General features: G+C 67.8%; 27 protein-coding genes and 4 pseudogenes. 20 read left to right on the top strand and 11 right to left on the bottom strand.

The genetic code is table 11. The features are described from left to right. Positions 1-21 precede the first annotated feature (21 nt). The 3 genes from QCN29_RS15175 to QCN29_RS15185 all read right to left on the bottom strand — a co-directional run bounded on the left by QCN29_RS15175 (position 22) and on the right by QCN29_RS15185 (position 1,766). Entirely contained in the window at positions 22-207 is a 186-nt protein-coding gene (locus QCN29_RS15175; RefSeq protein ID WP_279928537.1) for a hypothetical protein, read from the bottom strand. After that, on the bottom strand, positions 204-701 hold the full coding sequence (locus tag QCN29_RS15180; protein ID WP_279928540.1) for a hypothetical protein: 498 nt from the start codon (positions 699-701) through the stop codon (positions 204-206). The genes QCN29_RS15175 and QCN29_RS15180 overlap by 4 nt, the downstream gene beginning before the upstream one ends. 471 nt (positions 702-1,172) lie before the next feature. Continuing rightward, positions 1,173-1,766, bottom strand: a complete 594-nt coding sequence (locus tag QCN29_RS15185) for a DNA-binding protein (RefSeq protein ID WP_279928541.1) — start codon at positions 1,764-1,766, stop codon at positions 1,173-1,175. 606 nt (positions 1,767-2,372) lie between these two features. On the opposite strand from QCN29_RS15185, the gene QCN29_RS15190 reads away from it, so the two are divergent. The 10 genes and pseudogenes from QCN29_RS15190 (at position 2,373) to QCN29_RS15235 (ending at position 8,770) form a co-directional block, all read left to right on the top strand. Beyond that, a complete protein-coding gene (locus QCN29_RS15190) occupies positions 2,373-2,588 on the top strand; it encodes a hypothetical protein (protein WP_279928542.1) in 216 nt (71 codons plus the stop codon). Between the two features lie 366 nt (positions 2,589-2,954). Continuing rightward, entirely contained in the window at positions 2,955-3,311 is a 357-nt protein-coding gene (locus QCN29_RS15195) for an SH3 domain-containing protein (RefSeq protein WP_279928543.1), read from the top strand. 296 nt (positions 3,312-3,607) lie between these two features. Further along, complete coding sequence (locus QCN29_RS15200; RefSeq protein ID WP_279928544.1) at positions 3,608-3,940, top strand: SH3 domain-containing protein; 333 nt, start codon at positions 3,608-3,610, stop codon at positions 3,938-3,940. A 23-nt stretch (positions 3,941-3,963) separates the two neighbouring features. Next, a complete protein-coding gene (locus tag QCN29_RS15205) occupies positions 3,964-4,089 on the top strand; it encodes a hypothetical protein (RefSeq protein ID WP_279928546.1) in 126 nt (41 codons plus the stop codon). A 189-nt stretch (positions 4,090-4,278) separates the two neighbouring features. Then, positions 4,279-4,809 (top strand): hypothetical protein, encoded by a 531-nt coding sequence (locus QCN29_RS15210; protein ID WP_279928548.1) that lies wholly within the window; start codon positions 4,279-4,281, stop codon positions 4,807-4,809. Positions 4,810-5,080: 271 nt separating this feature from the next. Beyond that, positions 5,081-5,494 (top strand): annotated as a pseudogene (locus QCN29_RS15215) (MFS transporter); the annotation flags it as partial. Between the two features lie 77 nt (positions 5,495-5,571). Further along, positions 5,572-6,345: an MFS transporter gene (locus QCN29_RS15220; protein WP_279928549.1), complete on the top strand. Its 774-nt coding sequence runs from the start codon at positions 5,572-5,574 to the stop codon at positions 6,343-6,345. Between the two features lie 122 nt (positions 6,346-6,467). After that, positions 6,468-7,637 (top strand): MFS transporter, encoded by a 1,170-nt coding sequence (locus QCN29_RS15225; protein ID WP_279928625.1) that lies wholly within the window; start codon positions 6,468-6,470, stop codon positions 7,635-7,637. Next, positions 7,634-8,326, top strand: a complete 693-nt coding sequence (locus tag QCN29_RS15230) for an HAD family hydrolase (protein WP_279928550.1) — start codon at positions 7,634-7,636, stop codon at positions 8,324-8,326. The genes QCN29_RS15225 and QCN29_RS15230 overlap by 4 nt, the downstream gene beginning before the upstream one ends. 234 nt (positions 8,327-8,560) lie before the next feature. Continuing rightward, positions 8,561-8,770 carry a hypothetical protein gene (locus tag QCN29_RS15235; RefSeq protein WP_279928634.1) on the top strand — a complete coding sequence of 70 codons (210 nt, stop codon included), beginning with the start codon at positions 8,561-8,563 and terminating at the stop codon, positions 8,768-8,770. Positions 8,771-8,885: 115 nt separating this feature from the next. Here the strand turns inward: QCN29_RS15235 and QCN29_RS15240 are convergent. From QCN29_RS15240 to QCN29_RS15260, 5 genes and pseudogenes are all read right to left on the bottom strand, one after another. Further along, a pseudogene (locus QCN29_RS15240) lies at positions 8,886-9,446 on the bottom strand (AMP-binding protein); the annotation flags it as partial. A 172-nt stretch (positions 9,447-9,618) separates the two neighbouring features. Beyond that, positions 9,619-10,353, bottom strand: a complete 735-nt coding sequence (locus QCN29_RS15245; RefSeq protein WP_279928552.1) for a hypothetical protein — start codon at positions 10,351-10,353, stop codon at positions 9,619-9,621. 136 nt (positions 10,354-10,489) lie between these two features. After that, a complete protein-coding gene (locus tag QCN29_RS15250; RefSeq protein ID WP_279928553.1) occupies positions 10,490-11,206 on the bottom strand; it encodes a uracil-DNA glycosylase family protein in 717 nt (238 codons plus the stop codon). Positions 11,207-11,334: 128 nt separating this feature from the next. Next, a complete protein-coding gene (locus tag QCN29_RS15255) occupies positions 11,335-12,558 on the bottom strand; it encodes a class I SAM-dependent methyltransferase (RefSeq protein WP_279928555.1) in 1,224 nt (407 codons plus the stop codon). Between the two features lie 164 nt (positions 12,559-12,722). Continuing rightward, on the bottom strand, positions 12,723-13,043 hold the full coding sequence (locus QCN29_RS15260; RefSeq protein WP_279928557.1) for a hypothetical protein: 321 nt from the start codon (positions 13,041-13,043) through the stop codon (positions 12,723-12,725). Positions 13,044-13,062: 19 nt separating this feature from the next. Between QCN29_RS15260 and QCN29_RS15265 the strand changes: the two genes are divergently transcribed. The 4 genes from QCN29_RS15265 to QCN29_RS15280 all read left to right on the top strand — a co-directional run bounded on the left by QCN29_RS15265 (position 13,063) and on the right by QCN29_RS15280 (position 17,617). Next, entirely contained in the window at positions 13,063-14,127 is a 1,065-nt protein-coding gene (locus QCN29_RS15265) for a hypothetical protein (protein WP_279928559.1), read from the top strand. Between the two features lie 133 nt (positions 14,128-14,260). Continuing rightward, complete coding sequence (locus tag QCN29_RS15270; protein ID WP_279928561.1) at positions 14,261-14,455, top strand: hypothetical protein; 195 nt, start codon at positions 14,261-14,263, stop codon at positions 14,453-14,455. 24 nt (positions 14,456-14,479) lie between these two features. Further along, positions 14,480-15,529, top strand: coding sequence for a threonine/serine dehydratase (locus tag QCN29_RS15275; RefSeq protein WP_279928564.1), 1,050 nt, complete (start codon positions 14,480-14,482; stop codon positions 15,527-15,529). 303 nt (positions 15,530-15,832) lie between these two features. Continuing rightward, positions 15,833-17,617: a hypothetical protein gene (locus QCN29_RS15280; protein WP_279928565.1), complete on the top strand. Its 1,785-nt coding sequence runs from the start codon at positions 15,833-15,835 to the stop codon at positions 17,615-17,617. Positions 17,618-17,647: 30 nt separating this feature from the next. Here the strand turns inward: QCN29_RS15280 and QCN29_RS15285 are convergent, their stop codons facing one another. Beyond that, positions 17,648-17,812 carry a nucleoside triphosphate pyrophosphohydrolase family protein gene (locus QCN29_RS15285; RefSeq protein WP_279928567.1) on the bottom strand — a complete coding sequence of 55 codons (165 nt, stop codon included), beginning with the start codon at positions 17,810-17,812 and terminating at the stop codon, positions 17,648-17,650. Positions 17,813-17,863: 51 nt separating this feature from the next. On the opposite strand from QCN29_RS15285, the gene QCN29_RS15290 reads away from it, so the two are divergent. Then, a complete protein-coding gene (locus QCN29_RS15290; protein ID WP_279928569.1) occupies positions 17,864-18,328 on the top strand; it encodes a hypothetical protein in 465 nt (154 codons plus the stop codon). Positions 18,329-18,746: 418 nt separating this feature from the next. Here the strand turns inward: QCN29_RS15290 and QCN29_RS15295 are convergent, their stop codons facing one another. Continuing rightward, on the bottom strand, positions 18,747-19,640 hold the full coding sequence (locus tag QCN29_RS15295) for a carbon-nitrogen hydrolase family protein (RefSeq protein ID WP_279928572.1): 894 nt from the start codon (positions 19,638-19,640) through the stop codon (positions 18,747-18,749). A gap of 387 nt (positions 19,641-20,027) precedes the next feature. Next, positions 20,028-20,138: pseudogene (locus QCN29_RS15300) on the bottom strand (glycosyltransferase family 2 protein); the annotation flags it as partial. A 449-nt stretch (positions 20,139-20,587) separates the two neighbouring features. On the opposite strand from QCN29_RS15300, the gene QCN29_RS15305 reads away from it, so the two are divergent. From QCN29_RS15305 to QCN29_RS15325, 5 genes and pseudogenes are all read left to right on the top strand, one after another. Beyond that, entirely contained in the window at positions 20,588-20,944 is a 357-nt protein-coding gene (locus QCN29_RS15305) for a hypothetical protein (RefSeq protein WP_279928573.1), read from the top strand. A 353-nt stretch (positions 20,945-21,297) separates the two neighbouring features. Next, a complete protein-coding gene (locus tag QCN29_RS15310) occupies positions 21,298-22,701 on the top strand; it encodes an integrase (RefSeq protein ID WP_279928574.1) in 1,404 nt (467 codons plus the stop codon). Beyond that, positions 22,698-22,835 (top strand): annotated as a pseudogene (locus QCN29_RS15315) (undecaprenyl-diphosphatase); the annotation flags it as partial. The gene QCN29_RS15310 and the pseudogene QCN29_RS15315, both read left to right, overlap by 4 nt. A 52-nt stretch (positions 22,836-22,887) precedes the next feature. Next, positions 22,888-23,079, top strand: coding sequence for a hypothetical protein (locus QCN29_RS15320; protein WP_279928636.1), 192 nt, complete (start codon positions 22,888-22,890; stop codon positions 23,077-23,079). 87 nt (positions 23,080-23,166) lie between these two features. After that, positions 23,167-23,385, top strand: a complete 219-nt coding sequence (locus tag QCN29_RS15325) for a hypothetical protein (RefSeq protein ID WP_240136267.1) — start codon at positions 23,167-23,169, stop codon at positions 23,383-23,385. Positions 23,386-23,399 lie beyond the last annotated feature (14 nt).

The following is a 23,399-nucleotide window of genomic DNA, read 5'->3' on the forward strand; positions in this document are numbered from 1 at the left end:
GTTCTGGATGATCGGTCGGGGTCAGCTCTGCGGAGGCTGGGTCGGTGGCATTTGCGGGATCGCAGACGCCTGACGCGACGGCAGCCGGATGAGGACGGCAGCAGCCAGCATCACGACCGACAGCAGCGCCAGGAGCACCACGCCTGCTCCGACGGAGGCGTAGCGGGTGCCGCTGACGGAGCCCATGGTGCCGAAGCTGTCGATCATGCCGGCGCCGATGCCACGACTCCGGCGGTGATGCGGGACCGGTTTGCCTTGCGGATGACTGCCATGGCAGAGGCAGCGATGGCCGCGAGCATGATGAAGAGCAGGAAGCCGCCCTCGCCGTCGGCCTCGTCGCTGAAGTAGTTGACCGAGAAGCCCATGACTGAAGCGACCGGCATGAACAGCGAGATGATCGCCAGGAACGCCGCGGCGGGAAGGATGTTGGTGGCCAGCCCCCTCAGCTTGGCCAGTCCCGGACGCGAGGTGCTCTGCTGCATCGAGCGCGCGGCGCTCTGCGCGGCGGGGGCAACGCGGCTGCTGAGGAACTCCTTGGCTCCAGAGTTCTCAACGGCCGGCGCGACCTTGGTGTTGAAGAGGTCCCGGGCACCGTTGACGACCTGCTTGGCTTCGTCGGTCATCTGCTGCGTCGACGGATCACGAGGCCGGCACTCGGGAGCGATCAGTCCGGCATGAACGGCGGCCTGATATTCGGACATCGTCGGCTCGCGGTGATGCGTCTGCTGGAACCCGGCGGCCCCACTGCTCGGCCGTGACAACGGGCGGAACCTGCGGTCGCGGCGGCACGGCCTGTGGTGCTGTTGCATGGCCCTGTGTCGGCTGCTCGGGTATCTGAGGCTGATCCTCAGTCATAATCGCCCCCGCTTCCTCTCGTTCAGCCCTGCGTGTCCAGGTGGCGCCCTCTTCACAGGGACCGGCGTCTCGGCTCCACACTTCCACACTGCATCCCCGAGACCCGGCTCCCGACCACGCCCGGGAGCCGAAGCCGGCCCCCTTGAGGAGCACCTGACCGACTTTCGAGCCTTCTTCTCGTACATCAGCGCTTGCGAAGGTATTCACAAGTCCACTAGCAGTATTGCAGATTGATGTACCAGATGTACCACCTAACGACAGAAGACCAGTCAAAGGCGCCTATGGATAGGCGCCTTTGACTTGCCAGGACTCAGCTGTCAGGCCTCTTCTCGGAGGTTGCCGAGTCGATGCTCAGTCAGCGCCAGCGCAACCTCGGACTGATTGAGCGCATGCTCGCCGTCCTGAATGCGCCACTGAAGACGCTGCACCGGCGGGGCGTCTGCTTCCTGGAGCGCCAGGTCACCGAGCTCGCGCAGCTCCGCGTACGCGCCCTGTAGCTGTTCTTCGTGGTGCGCCGACCGGACCCTGAGGCGGGCGACCCGCTCTTTCCACCAGTTCACCCGCGACTCGCGGTCGAGTGTGGTCTTTCCTTCGAGCCAGGCGCGGAGCTCGGCCTGGTCGACGTCGCCGGGGAGCCCGGTGGCCAGGGGCCCCTCGGGTTCCGGCATGTCGATGGGGATGTGCGACAGCAGCACCGCGGGGGTCGTGTCGAGCGCGTAGGCGATCGCGACGAGGTCGTCGACGGTCACGGGGCGAGCGCATCGCTCCATCTCCGCGAGGGCGTCGGTCGAGATCGGGTGATCGAGCATCCGGAGCACATAGGCCAGCTCGTCGATGGTCAGCTCGCGCAGCTGGCGGTAGTGGGTGATGGCGTCGGACACAGCAAGGGACGTGGGAAGGGACGACGGCATGCGTCGATCATAGGCGCGCTCGGCGCGGCCCCCGGGTGGGTTGTCGCATTGCCCTGATCGTCGCCGCATAGACGCACGAGAGATTCCGGGAGTCGCAGTCTCCGCGTTCCCTCGGGCCGAGGGCGGGTGCGACAAGAGGCGCAGCTTGGCGAAGAAGCTCAGGTCGGTCTTGTAGTCGCAGCCAGTTCTGCACATGTCCCGCGCAGTGGCGTTCATTGAGTCGCAGTCGACTGCCCATTGAATAGAATTCGGACTTATGATTCGATAGGATGACAATAGACGTTCGGTTCACTCTATACAAGGCGGGCAACACATGTTCGGGCGCGACTCTTCCGCTGATTGCGGCGCGGTCGTGACCGAGCATGCCTCCTCGCCGAGTCGAGTGCGAGTCTCCACCGCTGCGTCTCGCGCAGTCTCGCTTCGCCCGATTCCCATGGAGGCCATTCAGGTCGGAGCCGATGCCGCTGCATCCATCGCCTTGCGGCGCGACGCCATGACGACAACTCAGGCCTCGGTCGCACGCCGGAGGAAGGCCGCATAGAACCGCCGGCGCCTCGGACAGCCATGCCCACCGTCCGTGCTTCCCTCCACTCCAAGGAGTCCCTTGTGATAACCCAGCGCGTCAAGCGCACCCTCGTGTCCACGACGATCGGCTTGGCCATCGCCACCGGCGGCCTGGCCACCACCTCGGCGGCGGAGGCAGCCGACACCGGCCACACGAAGATCAGCTGCAGCGCGGTCAAGATCCGCAAGGCCCCGTCGAAGACCGCCACGGTGGTGGGAATCGGCTACCGGGGCGACAAGGTCGCCTACGACCAGTGAGCCTACAAGCGCGCCGAGAAGCAGTGGTACACCCGCGGAACGGTCACGCGGAAGAGCGACGGCAAGAAGGTCCGCGGCTACATGGTCTACCAGTGCGCCAACCCCTACGGCACCAACCCCGCGCCCACACCGCCGATCCCCAACTAGACCACGTCTGACTGGAGTTGGGCCCAACGGCACCCACGCGCGTGCCGCAGCCGGTCTGCCCGTCCCCTGCGCCCAGCACCGGACGCGCCTCCTCCCTTGCCCGATACGGCGGCCTCACGCCGCAGTCCTGCCGCAGGGGCCCCGCCCGCCAGTGGCTACGCCCTGGCCGGGCCGGGGCAACACCCTGCCCCCTCCTCCCTTTCGGAAGGTCGGTTCCCGATGATCCGCAATCTCGCCCTCCGCTCGGTTGCGCCCGCCGCCCTCGCACTCGCGGCCGCTGCCACCCTGACCGTGACAACCGCCCCGGCCGCGCACGCCGTCGGCGAGCACAGCAAGTGCACCCGCAACTGGCCTGACTACCGCGCCACCGTGGCCAAGAACGGCTGGAACTACCGCACCGGCCCAGGCACCACCTACGCCAGCAAGGGCTACCTCTACCGCGGCGACAAGCTGACCGTGATGTGCAGCCGCGGCAACTGGGACTACAGCCAGCTCACCCAGCGCTCCAAGTCCGGCATCCCCAAGGGCACCCGAGGCTGGGTGCGCGACGACGGCCTCTACCAGCTGGCCGGCTGACCGGACAGGCCCCGTGGCCGCGTGCCCGAATCCTGATCCCACTGTCGGCGCGGTGCCGGTTCCGACACCGCACTCGGGAGTCCCCTGATCAGAGCGTTCCGCGCTGGCCGGACACGTGTCGGGCAACGACGCGGCTACGGGCTGCTGGCGCGCGAGGCCTTTGGAGCGCGCCCCAGTCCGATACCGCACAGCGATCACGAGCTCTGCAGCAGCGCACTCATCGGGCCGGACAAAGCAGGCTGCCACGCCGGTCCTCGTCCTGAACCACCTGAATCCACCAACGAAAGGACCTGGTCATGAAGTTGACATCGCGTGCTGCGGCCGTGACCGTCGCTGCCACCTTGATACTCGGTGGAGCCGTCATGGCCGCGTCGCCCGCATCCGCGGTCGGTTCATCTGCTTGCGACTACCGCCCCGTCTACTCCCCCGTGTCCAAGGCCTCCACCAACGTCAATCTCCGCAACGGGCCGTCGACGTCCTACTACTCCAAGGGCCTCCTCACGAAGGGCACTCGCTTCGACCCGCTGTGCAGCGCCAAGAACCACGTGTGGTTCTACGGCAAGGTCCTCAGCGGGGCCAACGCAGGCAAGTGGGGATGGGTCAACGGGTACCACCTCCGGGAGAGGTAGTCCCGGAGGTGGTGCCTTGGCCGTTGGCGCTGAGGCCGATCGAAAGATCGCTGGCGCAACCCAAGCCGTGCACCCCGAAGAACACCGTCGGCTGGGTCAGCTGGGTCTACGTCAAGAAGCTCGCGCCCAAGAACACGCGGGGCTGCTGATCTTGTAGGTCGGAGATCTGTCATCGGTGACCGTTCCCGGGACACGGCCTGAGACACCGCGAGAAGCCACAGGTCAAAGCGCCGCCGTAGGACACGAGCGGCGAGAACGCACAGGCCGCTCCCCACCCCCCTTGCTGGCCCGGCCCCGTTCGGCCCGCCACTCCATCATGATCCGGAGGAAACACCTGCATGTCCGCGTTCAAGCGCACCGCCATAACCCTGCTCGCTGCCGGAGCCCTCACCGGCACCACGCTCGCCACCGCCACCACGGCCTCCGCCGCGGACTACCGCTGCACTACCAGCAGCGCCTCGGTCGACAATCCGGCCTACTCCGGGCCGTGGGCCGACAACTACAACTTCGACGTCACACTGTGCGCCAAGCGCTCCGGGGGCTACATCTACGCCTACGCCAACGTGAAGTTCGAGGGCCCCGTCTCGTACGTCAACATGACCGAGACCCTTGATGGAGCCCGGTTCCACCTCCAGGTCAAGAAGTCGGTCGCCGGGGCCGACCCCGTCGTGAAGTGGGCGAACTATACCGGCCTCGAGTACAAGCTCGAGCACGGCAACGTCGCCGGAAACGGCAGCTACAGGACCGGGACGGTCAAGTACAAGGCCGGTTCGGGCCGATACCTGGCCGACGGGGTCATCCAGCTGGACTGGAACAACGACGGCAAGGGCTACCGCAACACGAACTTCAGCGCTTCCCCGACCGTGTAGCCGCACTGAACTCCCCGACCGGACGGAGCGTCCTCCGTCGGCCGGCACCAGGCGCAGCCCGGCCCCCCGCTCCCACCCCCCTGGGGCGACATCCCCGCGTCCTTCCGGCGCGGGCGCGGGCCCGGCTGCTCAGTGGGGGCGTCGTCCGCCCACGGCGACGCACCCACCCACTCCACCCTTCCCGTCCGGCGCCCGAACCAGCTGACGCCGGCCGCCCCATCAGGAACGTCTCGCCCCTGCTTTCCCTGGAGCGTCTGTGTCAGCCACCACCATGCCCATCTCCACCGACAAGGCCGCCGAGCCGTCCCGACCGCGGCCCTGGCCGCGGGCGATCTGGGCACTGCTCGTCATCACCCTGGTAGCGCGCGGCTTCGGCTTCGCCTATCCCTTCCTCAGCTATCACCTCAAGGACCTCGGCTACACCACGGCCGCCGTCGGCCAGGCCCTCGCGGTCTTCGGCATCGGATGGCTCGTCGGCCAACTGCTCACCGGCTGGGCCGCCGACCGGCTCGGCCGGCGCCGGACCCTCGTGGCCGCCATGCTCACAGCCGCCGTCTGCCTGCCCGTGATGTCCCAGGCGCACGCATTCGCCGCCGTGTGTACCGGAGCCCTGATCGCTGGCATCGTGTACGACGCGCCCAGGCCGGTCGTCTCCGCGGCCATCGCCGACCTCATCACCGACGACGGACAGCGAGCCGCCGTCAACGGCTGGCGCCACGGGGCCGTGAACATCGGCGCGGCGATCAAGGCGCGGCCGGAGGCATGCTGGCCGGACAGCTCGGCTTCCCGGCGCTGTTCTGGTTCAACGCCGCCGCCTGCGCGGCCTGTGCCCTGCTCGCCCACCGCTACCTCGACGACGACACCCCGGCCGCCTCCGCCCGCCCCAGCGAGCCCGCCGCGCGCACCCCGCTGCGCTCGGCCGTGCGCGACGCCCGCCTGTGGCTGCTGTGGATGGCCAGCGTGGCCGCCCTGACCTGCGCTGCTGGCATGTTCACCACGCTGCCACTGCTGATGGAGGACGACGGGCTCGCCGCCGACGCCTACGGATGGACACAGGTCGCCAACGCCGGCGCCGTCGTCGTGCTCACCCCGCTCCTCAACCCGTGGCTGCGGCGCCGCTGCGACGGGCCCCAGCCGGTCACCGGCCTGCTCGCCGTCGGCTCGCTCCTGCTGGGCGCGGGCATGGGCAGCGCAGGCCTCGCCGACACCACAGCCGGCTACAGCCTCGCCGTGGCGGCCGCCGTCCCCGGGGAGATCGTCTTCTTCATCGCGGCCAACGACATCGTCACCAAGATCTCGCCCGTTCACGCCCGCGGTCTGTACGCCGGGATCTGGGGTTCAACCCTCGCCGTCGCCGTGATCATCGCCCCGGTTCTCGCGGCCGTGTCCCTGAACTCGGGCGTTGGGGTTCTCGCCGCGCTTACCGCCCTTGCCGCCGGTGCCACGGGCGCAGCCCTGTGTGTGCCGCTCGCTGGCCTCACCCACCGCCGCACGGCCTCCCGTGTGACCGCCACCCCCGTCCCCGTCGCTACCTGACCGCCGCATCGGAGAACCGGACCATGAGACACAGCACCACGCGCCCCAACTCGGGGGGCAGCAGCGCCCAGACGGGCTCCCGTTTCGACAGTCCTGCCCACGCCCGCAGCGGGGGCGGGCCGATGACCGCGATCGCTCCGGCCGAGCAGTCCGCACCGCCGACGGGCGACCGGCGGCTGCTGCTCGGTGTCTTCGTCGTGATGGGCCTCGTCATGGCGGTGTGGGGCACGAGGATGCCCTCAGTGCAGAGGGTGGCCAACCTTGGGACGGGCCATCTGTCCCTCGTTCTTCTCGGCGCTGCAGCCGGTATGGTTGCCGGACTCCAGCTCGGCGGGCGTCTGGCCGACCGGCACGGTCCCTCCCGACTGCTGGTCGTCCCCGCCGTCGTCTTCGGCCTAGCCCTGGCTCTCCTCGGCCAGTGCCGCACGCTGCCGACTCTGATCGGGGCTGCCGTCGTCTTCGGCCTCGCACACGGGCTGCTTGACGTCGGCTGCAACGTCTCTGCCGTTCACTGCGAGATCGCCTTCCAGCGGTCGATCATGTCCGGGCTGCACGCCGCCTACTCGATCGGTGCTCTGTGCGGGGCCGCGCTTGCAGCCGTGACCACCTGGATGTCCCACGCGGTGCTGTTCGCGATGGTCGGTGCCCTCACGGTGCTCGCTGCTGTCACCGCCGTTCCGGCCGTACGAACGGCAACCTCCCTCGACCACGCACCCGAGCGTCCCGAAGCGGTTCCGGACGAGGCAAAGCCGGCGCAGACCTCCCACGCCTCGGTGTGGCTGCTCGGTGCCCTGGCCGCTGCGTGCCTGCTGGCCGAGGGTACCGCCGCCGACTGGTCGGCAGTGCACCTTCATTCCCTCCACAGTTCCGAGGCAACAGCGGCGGCCGCCTACGCCCTCTACAGCGCCGCCATGGCCGCGGGCCGGCTCACCGGTGACCGGCTGACCGGCCGTTACGGAGCACCCGCCCTGCTAAGCGCCGGGGCCACCCTGGCCGCCGCCGGACTCGGCGCTGCACTGATCGCCGGCAGCGCCCCGGCCACCCTGCTCGGCTGGATGGCCCTCGGAGCCGGCCTGTCCACGGCCATGCCGGCCCTCATCACAGCCGCCGGACGGGGAGGACCACGCGCGGTGGGCACCGTCGCCACCATCGGCTACCTCGGCCTGCTTGCCGGACCGGCCGCCATCGGGGCGATCGCCTCGCTCACCAGCCTGACCACCGCGCTGGCCCTGCTCGTCGTCCTGACCGCGACCGTCGCTGTCGTCTCCCACCGAGCCCTGGAGTTCCGTTGACCTCTTCCCAGCCCACCACCCCCAGCGGCGCCGACCTCGAGGCCGTGATCCTCGACTACAACGGCGTCATCGGCCGCCAGCCCGGCCCGGCCCAGTGGGCCCGGCTCGCCGAACTCGCGGGCTGGCACCCCCACGAGACCCACGCCTTCCAACAGGCGTTCTGGCAGCGGCGGGAGCCCTACGACCAGGGCGTCGCCCTCACCCACACGTTCTGGAGCGGACTGCTGCGCAACGGGCGCACCGCACCTGTGGGCAGCACCCTCCTGGCCGCTCTCGCACGCGCCGACATCGACATGTGGACCGCCACGGACCCCGCCGTGCTGGACCTCCTGCACACAGCCCACGCCACCGGGCTGCGTCTCGTACTCCTGTCCAACGCGCCCAAACCGCTGGCAAACGCCCTCGACGACGCCGAGTGGTGCGCCACCTTGTTCAGCCGGACCGTCTACTCCGCCCGTATCGGAGTGAACAAGCCCCACAAACGGGCCTACGAGGCCGCGCTCGAGGCCGCCGGAATGCCCCACCCCTCAAAGACCCTGTTCGTCGACGACCGGCTGGACAACGTCGAAGCCGCCGAGCAGCTCGGCATGCAGGCCCTGCACTACCCCGGCGACCCGGCCGCACTCGCCCGCCGGCTTCCCCCGCCGCCCGCCGTCACACGCCCGACCGCCCTCGCTACGAGCGCATGACCGTCCTGCACCCCAACTCCCGTGCGGTGACGAGCACGTGGCACTCCTCGGTCGCACTTCCCGCCGAGCGGCGCGCCGCCGCCCCCTTCCACACCCGCGAGTGGGGCGCCGCCTGGCGGGCAGTCCGCACCGAACAGGTCCGCAGCCGCCACCACCTCTTCCTCCACGAGGGCCCGCGTCAGCACCGCATGCCTTCCTACCAGCCAGATCACCAACCGCCCGCTGCGGCGCGCGATGCAAAGCGACGCGGGCGTCACCCGTCCGGCCATCGAAGCCGACGCCCTGTACAGCCCGTCCGTATACGGCGCATCCGACGGACTGCCCGGCGCGACCGCGCCAGTCCTGGCCGAAGCCGTCGAGGACTTCCACCGGCGACTCCAACTGGTCGAAGAACGCGGGGGCTTCCACATTCAGCCCGACGCCAACACCGCCTGCGTTGCCTGACCACAGCCGACCGATCATCACGTTCGCCCCCAGGAGAGTCCCCGTGCGCCCCGTCCCAGCAAAGGTCGCAAGGACCCCGCCCACTGCCACATATCGCAGTGTGCGTCGCGGCGGCGCAGTCTCCGGCGATGTAGCGGACTTCGTCGTCCGTGAGCACCGGGCTGATCACCACGGGGACACAACCGTGCCACCACAGGCCGAGGACGGCGACCACGGTCGCCACGGAATCGTCGGCGACCAGGAGGCCGCGGGCGCCCTCAGGCACTCCTGCTGCCCTGAGGGCGCCCGCGTACCCGCGTGCTGCCTCCAGGAGGCCGGCGTACGTGATCTCCCCCGCCTGGGGGTCGAGGTAGCTGGTCCTTTCGCCCCGGCCGGCGGAGACATGCCCCGCCACCAGGCGGTCGATCAGGTCGACACTCTGGGGGCTTGTCGCCCGCTCGCTGAGCACGGACACCGCGGCGTCCAGGCTGGTGAGGGCTGCCGCTTCCTCAGCGGACAGGGCTCCGAACTCGCGCTCGATCGCGGCCGCGATCGCAACCTTTTCCAAGGAGCTGATGCCGAGTTCCTCATAGAACAGGGCACCGGACTCGATGTCTTCCTTTTCCACTTCAAGGACAGACGCCACGATCTCTCGCAGCCTGTCGCGCACTATGTCGATGGGTTCTGCATCGCGCACCGGTGAGGGTCCTTTCGGTATCGTCGTAGCCGAGAAGTGAGATCTGGGTGGACAGAGAGCGAGGATGAGCCGGAGACCTGCTTCCGGCCCTGTGCCGTTCGCTGAAACGCCGATTTGTTCCGGTCGGGGATGCAAGAACGGGGTGGGATACCGCGGCCCTCAGCGGGTGTGCTCAGAACTCCAGGCCGACCTCACAGGGGAACAGGACTGAAACGCCCTGGGGCTCCTCCGTGAAGATGAACCTCTTGGAAAGCGCGGACATGAAGCCGAGCTCGAACATTGTGCCGTTTCCGACGAGACCGCCGGGGTTGCATACGACAACAGCGTCGGCTTGCCTGAACGCGTCCATGTGCACGTACTTGTGCCGCCACGTGTCGCGTTCGTTCTTCAGCAGATCCTGGTAGTCGAAGAGGATGAAGTCGGTGCCCGCGGTTTCCGGCTTGATCCTTGTGCTCCGAGGGCTCAGCGCGACGGTGCCGCTCTCGCGCAGACGGACGATGGTGTCCTCGATATACCCCAGAGATTGCTGGAAGCTGCCGCAGACAACAGCATTCCGGAATTCCCGCCGGATCAGGCCCTCCATCATGCCGTTCGATCCGCACGCGGACATGCCCGCTTCCCGGTAGAACCGCTCCAGTTCAGGCCCGACTATGTTGAAATAGAGGCCGGTGTCGACATAGACGCTGTTGACCAGTGCGGCCGCTTCCGGCTGCGGGAGCTGCTGAAATACCCCGGTGGCGTACAGGCGCGTTGTCTTGTTGTCGACGACCTCGTTGAACTCCGTGAGTCCGGCGCAGAACTCGCCGACTCTGTCTGCCAGCACCTCGTGGGCGCGGCTGTCTTCGAACGCGAGCCGCTCCCTTTTGAGTAGTTTCAACTCGCCGCTCTGGGAGCGGTAAACGCTCACGCGTTCCGAGTCGAAGTGGACCAGGACCCTGCCTTCTGTCGCCAATGTACTGTTCTCCTGCTCGTTCCAGCGCGTTGGGAGCCTACGGCCTTCGTCGAATCAGCTGAGTTGGCAAGCGTTCCGGAGGACGCCGCAACTAATCGCGTTGCTCACGGAAGGCGCTGAGGAACTTTTCGGCGAATTCTTCCTCTCTGTCCCGATTGTATTGAGTGATGAAACGCGGGTGATCCAAGGGCACGATCCTTTGGAAGAAGCGCTCATCCTCGTTTACCTTCGAGAGGAATCTGAAGTTCTCGCCACTGCCGATGCAGTAGCACACCGACGTGTCAGTTCCGAATGCCAGCTGGCGTTCCAGGGCGTCCACGAGGAAAGAGTGCAGGAGCTCCAGCAGCTTCTTGTTCTCGTAGTAGTTGCAGTTGACCTCTTTTCCCTTGGGGCTCCTTCTCACCAGGCCGAGAGGGCACACAAAACTCATGACGAAGTCGGCATAGAACTCGTCGCGGCCCCCGTAGCGCCTGATGACGTCGTGCAGAAACCCGGCGGAAGGCCGGCTCACCGCATAGCCGTCGACATCGACTCCCGTTTCGCTTTCGAGGAGCTGGGCATCTTCGAACGGGACCCCTGTCACGGCCGTGCCGCGCCGGGCGGGCGAGCTACCCAGTACCAGACGGCGCGGCTTATCGTCGTCGTAGTACTTGTGGTAGAACGCAGTCGTCACCTCCCTGACACGCTCCTTCTGGGGGCCGCTGAACGGGTTGATTACCGTGAATCCGGGAGGCAGTTCAAGCGTCGTTTCCGCAAGTTCCGCGTTGAACTGCAGGATCCGATGGGCAACAGTCGTTCGCCCGTTCATTGCAGAAGTCCTTCCTTCGCGCTGGTCACTCTGGACAGTCCGGTCGCCCCCGGCCGTCTGCGATTCAGCCTTCCCGCGGAACTGATGGGGCGTCGCGAACGTGGTCGGCTGGAGGGGCGGTGGAAACGTTAGGCGGTGACAGCCGACAGGTAAATCTCGGTGCTTGTTGGGAATATTCGGATATCTTTGAATCCGGCACGGTCGAGCTCCGCGCCAATCAGATTGGCTGTGTCCATCCCGCGATAGAGGTCGACGAAGTCAGTTCCGGGGATGATCAGTCCTGGCACTACGCAGCCCCGCTGAGTATACAGAAATCCGTTGGCTACGGAGACGATTATCACCGCGCCGGGTTTCAGTACTCTGTGCGCCTCTGAGGCCGCTGCGGACGTATCGAAGAACGATGAGTTGTACGTTCTCAAGGAGACATACAGATCGTAACTGTTTTCCGATAGGGCAGACAGGTCTTCGGCGCTGGAGACGACGGTTCTCGACGAGGGAATGCGTCCGCTTATATTTGCAAGGCCACGTTCCGCGATGTCAACAAAGGTGATCTGCGGGCAATCTGAAAACAGAGCTGCTGCTTCGTAGCCAGCTCCGACGCCGACGTTGAGGATGTTGACGGTAGACAGAGGCCTTGTGGACGACCTCCTGTAAACCGACATGAAGTCGTCGGTCCACCTCAAGTTGGCGGCACGAGCGTCGTACGCGTAGTCATAGGTGCCGTACTTCGCGTCAAAGGCTTCGGACAGTGCGTCGTTTACGGCGCGATCAGCCTCCTTGTACTCAATCCCATACCTCTGGCAGATTAGAGAAGCGAGCGCGACCCTGCCCCTGTTCGCATTGACATCACTCCTGGAAAGCGCGAACCCCCTCGACCTTAGGCTGGTGGAGAGGGCTTCACTGATGCGATGTGTGGAGTAGTGGGGGTTGCACTCGATATTTTGCTCGCTCGCTGCGTAGAAGTCTCGGTTCTGCTCGAGTATCTCGCGCTGCAAATCGTCGGGGAAGCGGTATACGTGCCCTCGTGCAGTGACGGGATCGTCATCGAGGTAACTCGTCAGGGCGGGGTCTGGCAGACCGATATAGACCCTGTCGATGCGCAGTTCATTTAAGAGCTCGGCGAGCTCAAACGACCAGGCCGCTGACAGGGTGTTGATCGTCAGATATACGCTGTGTGCGCTGGATGTTCCGAGTCCTTTAATTCTGCGCCGCAAAATGCGATACCAGGATGCGCCGCGCCCTTCGCCCTCGAAGGCGGAGCAAATCAACTCGTCGTGTTCAGAAACGAGCGCAACGCCGACCCGCCGACCTGATTGTTGCGCCCTTTGCGCGATGCTAATGGCGTAGTTCATCCAATACGTACTGTTCGGGCTCATTTGGGCCTCGATCTCTCACCTCGGTGTGGCGTGCAGCGCACGTGACGCCGGGCCGTCGGCCGCCGCCGACTGACCGGGTTCATCAGGGCTCGGCGAGGTTTTCGATGGTGCTCCAGGACAGGGTGACGGCCATGCCCGGGTCAGCGGCCGCGCTCGTTCTTCCAGAGCAGGATGTGGAGGCGGGTGGTCATGGACCATCCGCGGGCGATGACGGGATCGGCGAGGACGCGGGCGCGTTCGATGACGGTCCCCGGGGTGGTGCCCTCCGGCATCACGTACACCGGGGTGAGGCCAAAGCGGTCGACGTGGAGCTGGATCTCCTCCAGATCCGACTCCCGCTCGGCAACGAACTTGAAGACGGCCTGGCCGCTGTCCGCGAAGGCACGCAGCGCATCCGCCGCAATGCGCTTGTCTTCATCCCCGCCAGCGTTCGCGAGCTTGGGCGAGACGTTGAACCGCACGCCGTCGGTGAGGAGTCGGGTGCGCCGGGACCTGGGGCCGATCCTGCTGTTCGGCGATGACGAGCTGACGCAGGTCCTGAGCACACCGAGGTCGCTGGTCAGCCTCCTGCAGGTGAAGCGGGAGGAGCTGATCACCCACGGCCGCGTGCACCTGGCCGCTGCCCCGAAGCCCCGGCGCCGGCGCCGACTGGCCACGGACCTGCCGGGCGCGGAGGTGCGGCTGCTCGACGCCGCCAGGCAGCCGCTGCCCTACGTCACCTCCGGCGGCGGGTTCGGGGAATTCGTCTTCGTGCAGGAACTGCCCGACGTGGACTGGGCGTTCGGCAGCGGCAGCGGCGTCTCCCTCGACGTGCCGGTCAGGCCGTACGACGAGGCCGGCATCGTGGAGCTGCTGCACGGGCTGGACTCGATGGGATGGACCAGCGCCGAGCCGCAATGGAACATCCAGCAGTCCGGCGCGAACTGGCATGGCTTCGGCGCGCGGGAGTTCGTTCAGGCGCTGCGTGCCTGGAAGAAGCGCGAAGAGAGCCTGGACGACGCGCACCACACCGAGCTGATCACCTACTTCGACACGTGCCAGGGCGGCGGCTTCTACACGCTCACCGGGAGCATTGCCGTCCATGAGGCGCGGTCGGTCTACGACTGTCACCTGTCGTTCCAGCTGCCCGGCGTCCCCGTGGACTTCCAGCCGATCCGGCACCTGTTCGAGCAGTTCGACGCCGCCGCGTTCAGCTACTTCCGTCCGCTGAGCAGCCCGGCAGTCGCCAAGCATCACCTCCAGGACAGGGTTGCGCTGGAGGTGGTCGGTTACGTCGTCTCGCACAGCGACCTGGACCTGGAGGAAGAGAATGTCAACGGTGCGCCTACTGAGTGGGTCACTGGCCTGGTGGCGAGGAACCCGCACCGCAGCGGTGGACCGTCCTCGCAGGAGTGGCCGGGCCGTGCCGCAGAGAGCGAACTGATCGTCTGTGCCTTGCGGTCGCACCACCCGCTCTACGAACCGAAAGCGGCGTATCACCTGTACTGGTGGGAGTACGCACGCACCTCCGATGCTGTGGTGCTGCGGCCGGTGGCCGACTGGTAGCGGAGCTGGGTGGGCCCGCGTGGCGGAACGTCAACGTCGGCGCTCTCGCGTCCAGGCAGGCTTCCACACGCGGTACAACTCCCTGGCTCTCGGACACGGCCAGGTCTTGGTTCGCGGGGCGTCAAGGTCGGGTTTGCAGCGGGCGCACCCGGTGCAGTGGGCGGCAAGGACGACGAACACCTTCCCCGCCCGGCTCAGTTGGGCGACCACTGCCGCCCCCCTTCGGTGCCACTTCCACTGCGTCGAGCCGAACCCGGGCGGGCGCCGGATCGCCCTCGCCTTCTTCCTCGGCTTGACCACCACCGGCCAGCTCATCGCCTGGTCCTGACCCCTCTTTGACAGGAGCAACACGATGCACGCCCTCACCCACGGCGATATCAAGACCGCCCAGGACCGGATCGCCGGACGCATCCGGCCCGTCACCCTCGCCCGAGTAGATCCCGGCGCCATTCGCACCGGCCACCGCGATCCCCTCGACGACCGGCCCGAACAGCCCTGCGAGGTGTGGCTCGCGCTGGAGTTCATGCAGCACACCGGCTCCTTCAAGGCCCGTGGCGCGCAAAACTTCATCCAGGCCCACCGCGACGCCGGAACCCTCCCCGAGGCCGGGGTGACCATCGCCTCCGGCGGCAACGCCGGACTGGCCTGCGCCTGGGCCGCCCAGCAGCAAGGCATCCCGGCCACCGTCTTCCTACCCGCCAACGCGCCGCAGGTGAAAGTCGCCAAACTCCGCGGTTACGGCGCGGACGTACAGCTCGTCGGCTCCGAGTACGCCGAAGCGCTCGCGGCCTGCGAGGAGTTCGCCGCCTCCACGGGCGCCCTTACCTCGCACGCCTACGACCATCCGCTCATCGCCGCCGGGGCCGGCACGCTGCTGGAGGAGATCCTGCAGCAGATTCCCGGACTGGACACCGTACTCGTCGCAGTCGGCGGCGGAGGCCTGTTCGCCGGCGTCGCCACGGCTGCTCAGCACCACGGCATCCGCACCATCGCCGTGGAACCGGAAAACTGCCGCGCGCTGAACGCCGCGCTCGAGGCCGAACGTCTGGTGGACGTCCCCGTTGACTCGATCGCCGGCGACTCCCTCGGCGCACGCCGCACGTCCGCCATGGCCCTGCACGCGGCCCAGCAGGACCGGGCGCATTCCGTGATCGTGCCGGACAGCGAGATCGTCCGCGCGCGCCAACGCCTGTGGTACCACCGCCGGATCGCCGTGGAATACGGAGCCGCAACCGCCCTCGCGGCGCTCACCTCGCCGGACCAGCACCGGCCCGACACGCACGACCGGCCGTCGACGTGGGGCCGCAGCTACCGGCCCGGCAACGGCGAGAAGGTCTGCGTGGTCCTGTGCGGGGCCAACACCGACCCGAGCGATCTCGTGCACCGGCCCGAGGAGCACTGACCGTACGAGGAGCAGATCAGCTTGCGCCTTCTCAGCGAGAGTAGGCGGCGAGCGGGTCGTCGGCATCGACGCACGGTAGAGCGCGCGACAGCTGGTTCGGCGGTCCAGGACGGCTGTGCTTGCCCATGCGGTCGATGGTCCCAGGCCGCGATTGCGGGCGGGCTGCGGCGAGATTCTTCGCCCTCGCAGTGGCGGCGTATTGCGCGGTTCCGGACCGTTGGGCCGCCGTCGCCCCGTACCGTCACCTCAGGCAGTGCAGTGACCAACTGGTCACACGGAGTCGGACCCTTGGAGGTGTCGAGCATGGTGAACGCCCGGACGTACCCGCTGTGGCAGCAGCTTGCCGTCATGGAGGGGCTGCCGGACGAGGCGCTGCCCGCAGTGATCGAGGCGCTGTGCACGCCCTCCCGTGCCTTCTACGGCGTGGACAACCGTGGGGAAGAGTGGCGGAAGAAGGCCTTCGCGGAAGCGCTGCCCGCCCTGCTGCGACGCACGGCCGACCCCGCGCTGCGCGAACAGCTCCTTCAGCGGGCCGAGGACCAGCAACTCGCCGACCTCGCCGACCAGGGCGTGGTCACGGCGGCCGACCTGCCCGCGATCCTGCGGACCCACCGCCCGACGCCCGGCCTGGTCATCGGCCTGGCCCGCGATCCTGCGCAGGTCGACGCCGCGATCGGCCTGCTCTGCCATTTCCACAGCAACGAGCTGGAGCGTGTCGTCAGCGAGTGGAACCCCCGCCGCTACCGCCCGGATGCCGAGCCGTTCCCGCCCCTCCCGCCCACCCTCCTCGACGCGGTGCTGGAGTACGCCCTCGGCCCGTTCGCCCGCCTTCTCCAGAACCCCGGCGAGCACGACGGGTGGGAGATCGCCAAGCACCCCGACCTGGGGCTGCCGCACGACTTCGGCGAAGGCGCGCCCTGGAGCATCCTCGCCACCTGTCCCGCGCGGTGGCCCGCCCTGTTCGAACACCCGACGCTCGGCATGGCCGTCCAGCACCTCCTGCTGGACCACGCCGAAGTGGAAGCGCGCCGCAACCTGATGGGGTGGGGCGGCGACTACCTCACCCGCGGCACCCAGGACGAAGACCCCGCCGAACGGCCGGAACCTGGGCCGGCGCTCGACAGCGCCCTGCTGCAGGCCTGCCTGCCCGCCCTGTGCCTGCCGGAGATGGCCGACCTGCCCAAGCCGAGCGTGACCGCCCGCCACCGGCTCCACCGCATCGCCGAACGGGTTCGCAACAACCCGGGCCTCGTGGACATTGCCGCCGAGCAGCTCCACGCCGCAGCCGACGAATGCGTGCAGCGGGGCCGACTGCTCACGCGGCCGCGCAACGACAGCGCCCGGCAGACGGCCCTCCCCGTGGCGGAGGACCTGGCCCGGCTCAGTGCCAACCCCCAGCACCTGACCAGGGCCTGTGCCCTGCTCACCTCGCTGGAACAGCCCACCGTCGTCTCCAGTCCGCCCAGCCCCCGACTGTCCCGCGTCACCGAAGGCACGGATGTGCTCACTCCGGTCCGCCTCCTGGAGTGGCACTCCCAGCACCGGCGCGTCGCCGCGCTGCTCGCCCTCGCGGGCAACCCGCACACTCCGCGCACCGCCGTCACCGAGGCACTCCCCGTGCTGCACCCGCTCGAACTCGCCTGGGTCGGCCACCAAAGCGACGTCCCAGACTGGCTCCGCACGGCCGCGGCCGCCCTCGCCCCGGCCGACGACAACGAGGCCGTGCTACGGCTGCTGACCGACGACGAACTCGACCGTCACCCCGACCCGGGCGCCGTACTGCAGTCCTGGCTGAACGCCCCCGAAACCGAGGGCCTGTGGACGCACCGAGAGGTGTACCGGGCCATCCTCAACTCCCGCCACCACACGCTCGATCACCTCCGTCAGCTGCCCGCCGACGAGGTCCTCGACCGCACCGAACCACACCTCGCCCTGCCTCATCTGCTCGCCCAGTGCGGCACCCAGCCGGATCGCTGGAACGCCCTGCTCAAAGCACTCGACTACGGCCCCGCGGACGAAAAGATCACGTTCGGGCAGCTCCTCGACAGCATCCAAGCCCCCGCGCCAGAGGCAGCCAGCGCCATCTGATGCCAAGGACGGCACCCACCCGCCGTGTTCCTACTCTTCGCTGGTCCGCAGCAGCGTGCCGTTGGGACCAGCGGTGTAGACGCGAGCCGCGTTCTTCTCGATCTTTCGCTTGTCCTCTGCACCGAGGTCGCCACCCTGCATCTCGGCGATCACCACCAGGTACAGGAAAACGTCGGCGACGAGCGTGCACCTCATCAGTCGCGGAGTTGAATCCGTACCCGGCGCCAGGCGAGCCGAGCCGGTCCCATGGTGTCAGGTCTGGTTCATCTTCTGGAACTTGGCTGCTGTGTCGACGCCGGTGGGGCTCAGTGCGGGATTGCCGCCCGCTCCGGGGCCTCCAGCGGCGCCCCCGGCGACATCGAGCCCGCCCCCTGGCTCCAGGTCATCGCCGACGTCCGCACCCGCTACCTCGGCCCCGAGCGACGGGCCGGATCAGGCACCTACTCCCACCCCAAGGAACGCCACCAGGACTTCCTCGCCCGCTCCCCATTCTCCAACGTCGAAACCGCCCGATGGGACCGCATCGTCACCCGCACCCTGGACGAGGTCATCGGTCTGCAGTTTTCCTACAGCTACTCCAGTCTCGCCCAACTCGGCGACGACAAGGACGACTTCGAACGCGATCTGCGTCGGGCCCTCACCGAGCTCAACCCCGATGGCGTAGTCAACGAAGTCGTACGCACCGAGGCCATCGTCGCCACCCGCCCCTGACAGCCCGCCCGTTGCTGCCTGGTCCACGGCCCCGTCACGCGGCCAAGCAGCAACGCAGCCTTGAGACACTCTCGCGCTGGAACAGGTTGACAGACCGCATAACGCCCTCGGTGATCCAGTACATCGAGGGCACGTCCTGGTCGGCCGGGGTGGCGCGCGCGTGAGCGCGGGCGGTGCGGGCTGCCGTACGGGACGGCGGTGAGCGCCCATTGAGGGGTGGCCTGGAGCAGCGAGGTCATGATGTCGATAGTGCCGCGCAGGGCGTCCAGCGCATCACTGTGCCCGGCGGCGCGCAGTTGCCAGCTGGCGGCGGTGCGGACTCCGGTGAGGAGGGTGCGACAGCGGATGGACTGGACCTGCGGGAGGGCGGTGGTTTCCGTGTCCCGGGCGCCGAGAGGCTCTGGAGGGCGGGGCGGTCTCAGAAGGCCGTTCGGGTGTCGCTTCGCGGGTCCCCGGCTACCAGATGTTCGTCGTAGAGCCCGTTCTGTGCCAGGCGGCGCCAGGGCCGGGCGTAGCGAAGGGCCACGTCGATGCCCGGGTCGGCCGAGTCGAGGTCGATGTCCGCGACCGCGAGGGCGGGTTGCCCGTCGGCGGGGCACTGCACCAGCCACCGGCCGCCGGGCGCCACGATCCCGGACGGCACTGTGGCGCTGTACTGGGCCGGGACGGAGTAGCCGAGCCAGTAGTTGTACAGCGTTCCGTAGGCCTGGGCGACCCGCGCCCGCGGCGCGTCGTCGACCATCACGGAAAGCAGGACACAGTCGACGTCCAGGCGCTCGTATTCGGCGAAGAGCGGCGGGAAGTTCGCCTCGACGCACAGCACGCAGCCGATGCGGATGCCGTCCACCTCGAAGACCACAGGCTCGCGCCCCGGGGTGTACAGGTAGGAGACCTCGGTGTGCGACAGGAAGCGTTTGTCGTATCGCGCGACCAGCTCGCCGCGGTCGGAGACGACGAAGAGGCTGTTGTGGGGCCGGTTCGGCGGTGTGAGCGGATGGATCGACCCGAACGCCGTCCACAGTCGCAGTTCCCCCGCCAGCGCGGCGATCGACTCGGCTTCTTCGCGCAGGACGTCCCAGGCGGCACGGCTCCAGTCGGCCGGGGCCAACCCACCGTCCGGGCCGACCGCCATCAGGTGCTTGCTCGGGTAGGTGATCGATCCCTCAGGGAACTGCACCAGGCGCGCGCCCGCGTCGGCGGCCTCAGCCATCAGGGCCCGGATCTCCTCCCCGGCCGCTCGCAGCGCGCCTCGGTCGGTGGGATCCTCCGGCACAGTGCTCTGCGCGACAGCGAGCCGCAATGTCCTCGCCATGACGTGGACGCTATGGCATCTCCACCGCCGTGGCGTGAAGCTCCGGCCGGCCCGGCCGGATCCGCGCGGTTCCTGTCCGGTTCGCCGGCTGTGACCGGTGGGCTGGCACGCCGACCGCAGTGAGGGTCAGCCCGCGTCCAGACCGTGACCACGTGTGTCGTCGACCTTCGGCGCCCCGCTCCACACAAGTCCTGGCCGTAGGCCCGGCGTTCTGGACCAGAGCGGCACCGGTGGTGCCGCCGGGGTACTCGATGCCAGCAGGCCCTCGTGGACTTGGTGTAGCTGACGAGCCAGTCCAGGGGACGGCCAGCGGCAACGTCGATCTTCAAGTTTTCGCGAACGGAGCGCCGCCGTCGACTGACGTGCACCTACGGGGGCCCGGGCGGGTCAGACGAGCGGTGGGCGGCCGGCGCGTGTCAGTCGCCACACCGTGCGCCAGGACATCGCCCGCCGCTCCCCCGCGCCCCCGCGAAGCCCCTCGGCGAACCCCCGGAACATGGCGCGATCACATAGACCCCAAAGGTCACTCCACGGCGCGCCGTGCCCATCAGCATGCGACCGAGGCTCACATGCATGGCGAGCTACAGAGATTCAGGAGCCGAGGGATTCAACAGGAGGCCAATAGCGATCGACTGGGTAAGTTAGCAGCGACTCGCCCCGAAGGACAGAAGATCTGATTGACGAGTCAATACGCCATTCGTTAGGCTTTCAGAGTAAGTCTTGATAGGCGAACCGGAGCACCACCCATGAGGACTTGACACACACCGGGAACCGACTCGACATCATCGCTGCAGCACAGCGTCGGCAGTGCCGCAGCTTAAGGTGCGCTCCGCGCTGAGACGCGAGGACCAGCCGTCTACAAGTTCGTACGAGTTCCTGCGCTCGCTTCATGCCCGGGTGCCTCCCAGCTGACGCAGCACCCCAACAGCCCAGACGGAAGAGGTGCCATGACTAGCCCCGAAACGAACCGCACCGGCGCCGAGCGCAAGGCCGTGATCGATGCGGCCATGCGGGCCCTTGAGCAGGGCGAGGTGACGCTCGACCCAGGGGAGGCGGCCCGCGTCATCGGCTGCGGCGAGAGGTGGCTACGAGATGGGGCCAACCAGCGCGGCTTCCCTCACCACCGCTTCGGCAAATTTCTGCGGTTCAGCCTCCAGGACTGCCGCGAAATCCGGGAGATTCATCACAAGATGACCCGGCCGTCGGCACTGGCCAAGGCCCGCCGCCGCAAGGCCACTCCACGTAAGTCCACTGGCAGCGGCCCGGCTACGCCGGCCACCGCCCGGTTCAAGCCCGCCGCGTAAGGCGATCCCTAAGGGTATGCCGCGACCGGCGGCCTCACCCCCATTTGCTTCTCCCAGACGAAGGAGCGCATAGGTCGGCTCGCTCCGCCGGACCCGCCCTGACGTGAGAAAACTCCCGGACCAGGGCGGGTTCTCCCATGCCCGGCAACCTGCGCGTCACCCCAACCTGGCTTCCGTGACCCACCAAGTGCTGGTGTGTCCGTTGCGGACAGTCCGAGTCGTGGGGGGATCCAGGCCGTTCCACGCCAGGCTCCGGGCCGCCTCCAAGTCCCCGCAGTCCCACACCCCGCGACGCATCTGCTTCATTCAACTGCCCGAGCTCTGACCCTACCGCCCAGAAAGATAGACACCTGATGCCCTACATCGAGTGGCGCGGCAACTTCTGCCGCGTCCGCTGGAACACCGGCAAGAAGAACCCTGAGACCGGGCGCTGGATCTACGACAGCCAAGGCGGCTTCGACACAGAAGACGAAGCCCTCGAGTACGGCCTCGACCGCGAGTCGGACATCCGCAACGACCGATACATCAGCCGCCGCGACGGCGCGGTCCTCATGAGCGAGTACTGCAAGACGTGGCAGCAGACCCTTGACGTCGGCCATCTACGTAAGCGGAACGTCGAGTCGATCATCCGGCTCTACATCGAACCCCGCTGGGGCGAGATGACCGTGGCCGACATCAAACCGTCCCTGTACCGGGCCTGGGAGATCTGGCTGAAGGAGCAGCCGCACATCGGCGGCCGCTACCGCGGCGAGATCCTGCTCGTCTTCAGCATGATGATGGACGACGCCGTCGATGACGGCCTGCGACTGACGTCTCCGGTACAGAAGAAGAAGCACCGCCGCGGCAAGTACAAGAAGAAGCCGCGCGAGCGGAAGCGGAACATGCGTATCGAGGACGTCCACCAACTGGCGTGCAATGCACTCGTGTTCTGGGGGTTTCCCGGCTACGTGTACGTATGGACGTTTGCGATGACCGGCATGCGCCCGGCCGAGCTCTACGGTCTGCGCCCCGAGTACTGCCACCCCAACTGGCCTGCCTCCGACCCGCTGGACGACGAAGAGGAGGAAGACCGGGAGGAGCGGCACGAGGAGGACATGGATCGCTACGGTCCCGATGAGATGCCCGCGATCCGCGTGCAGTGGCAGCACCAGCGCAAGGAGGGCGTCGGGAAGCCCGGCCTGTACCCGCCGAAGTACGAGTCCCGGCGCACGCTCGTGGTGCCGCGGTTCCTGGCGGAGCTGCTGGAGATGCTGATTGCCTGCGGTGGGTCTGAGTGCGTGTTCACCTCAATTAACGACGGCCCGCTTATCAACGCGAACTTCCCGTACCACTACTGGAGAAAGTTCGCCGACGGGCGTGAGGCGAAGGAGGAGTTCGAGCGTGTTCGCCTCGGGCAGAGGCAGACCGTCGGCTCCCGGCGTCCCGTCCCCGAGCTGCCGACCGTGGAGCGGTGGAAGGGCAAGCGGCAATACCTGATGCGTCACGGGCACAAGGAGTGGATCGACGAGGACGGCCACAGCCGCATCGCCACGGAGTCGCGCATGGGTCACGAACTGGCCGGTGTCGAGGGCCTGTACTCCAACGTGACTCCGGCGATGGAGAAGGCCATCATGGAGTCGCTGCAAGCGCGTTGGGAGAGGTTCGTTTTGGCGCTTCCGGAGGGGTGGGAGCCGCCTCCGTCTCCCACCCCTCTCCCAGTTGATCTTTCTGGGTGGATGAAAGCGCAGGTCGCGGCGGCTCGGGACAAGTCGCCATAGGTTTGTTCATGAAGTTCATCACTACGAAGAGCTTCATGCCGTTTGTGATCTACCGAGTGATCTTGGGACTTGTGCTGTTCATCCTGGTCGGAACGGATGTGCTCAGCCCGCACGCCGGAGAATCGGGGGATTAGAACAGCCGTCGCGGGGAAGACGAGCGCGTCGCGGAGGCCGTAGCCTGGCGGCATGCCCCCTTTCCACCGCATGACCCTCCCCCGCACGAAGGAAGCCAGACCGTCCGCCGCCGAGCTCAACGCGCGCATCCGCGAACTGTGGGCGGACGGGCAGCTGCCCGACGATCGTCGGCGGGAGTACGAGGCCCTGGTGGTGGAGTGGGCCGCGGCGGCGTCCCGCACCCCCGCCGGTCGCGCGGCCTGAGCTTGCGGGCACCCCATTCCGGCCGACCGCCGGGCTCTTCGGAGCCCGGCGGCTGCATGTCGGGCCGTACCGGCGCACCCTGGAGACATGGCATGGACCGCGCCCATCGTCGTCCATCCGCCGTCGCCCGGCGGCGGACGGAGGGTCACCGTGCGCGGGGAGACGGTGGGCGTCGCCCGCAGTGACAAGGATCTGGTCGAGTTCCTGCGGCGAGCGGGCCTGGAGGACGCGGACATGATCCTCGACGACCCGCATCTGATCGAGTGGCGCGGTGCGGGCCCTCACGAGGCCTACGACGCGGCGTGACCGGGCCCGGCGGC

It is taken from the genome of Streptomyces chengmaiensis (assembly GCF_029846775.1).
GTDB classification, from domain to species: Bacteria; Actinomycetota; Actinomycetes; order Streptomycetales; family Streptomycetaceae; genus Streptomyces; species Streptomyces chengmaiensis.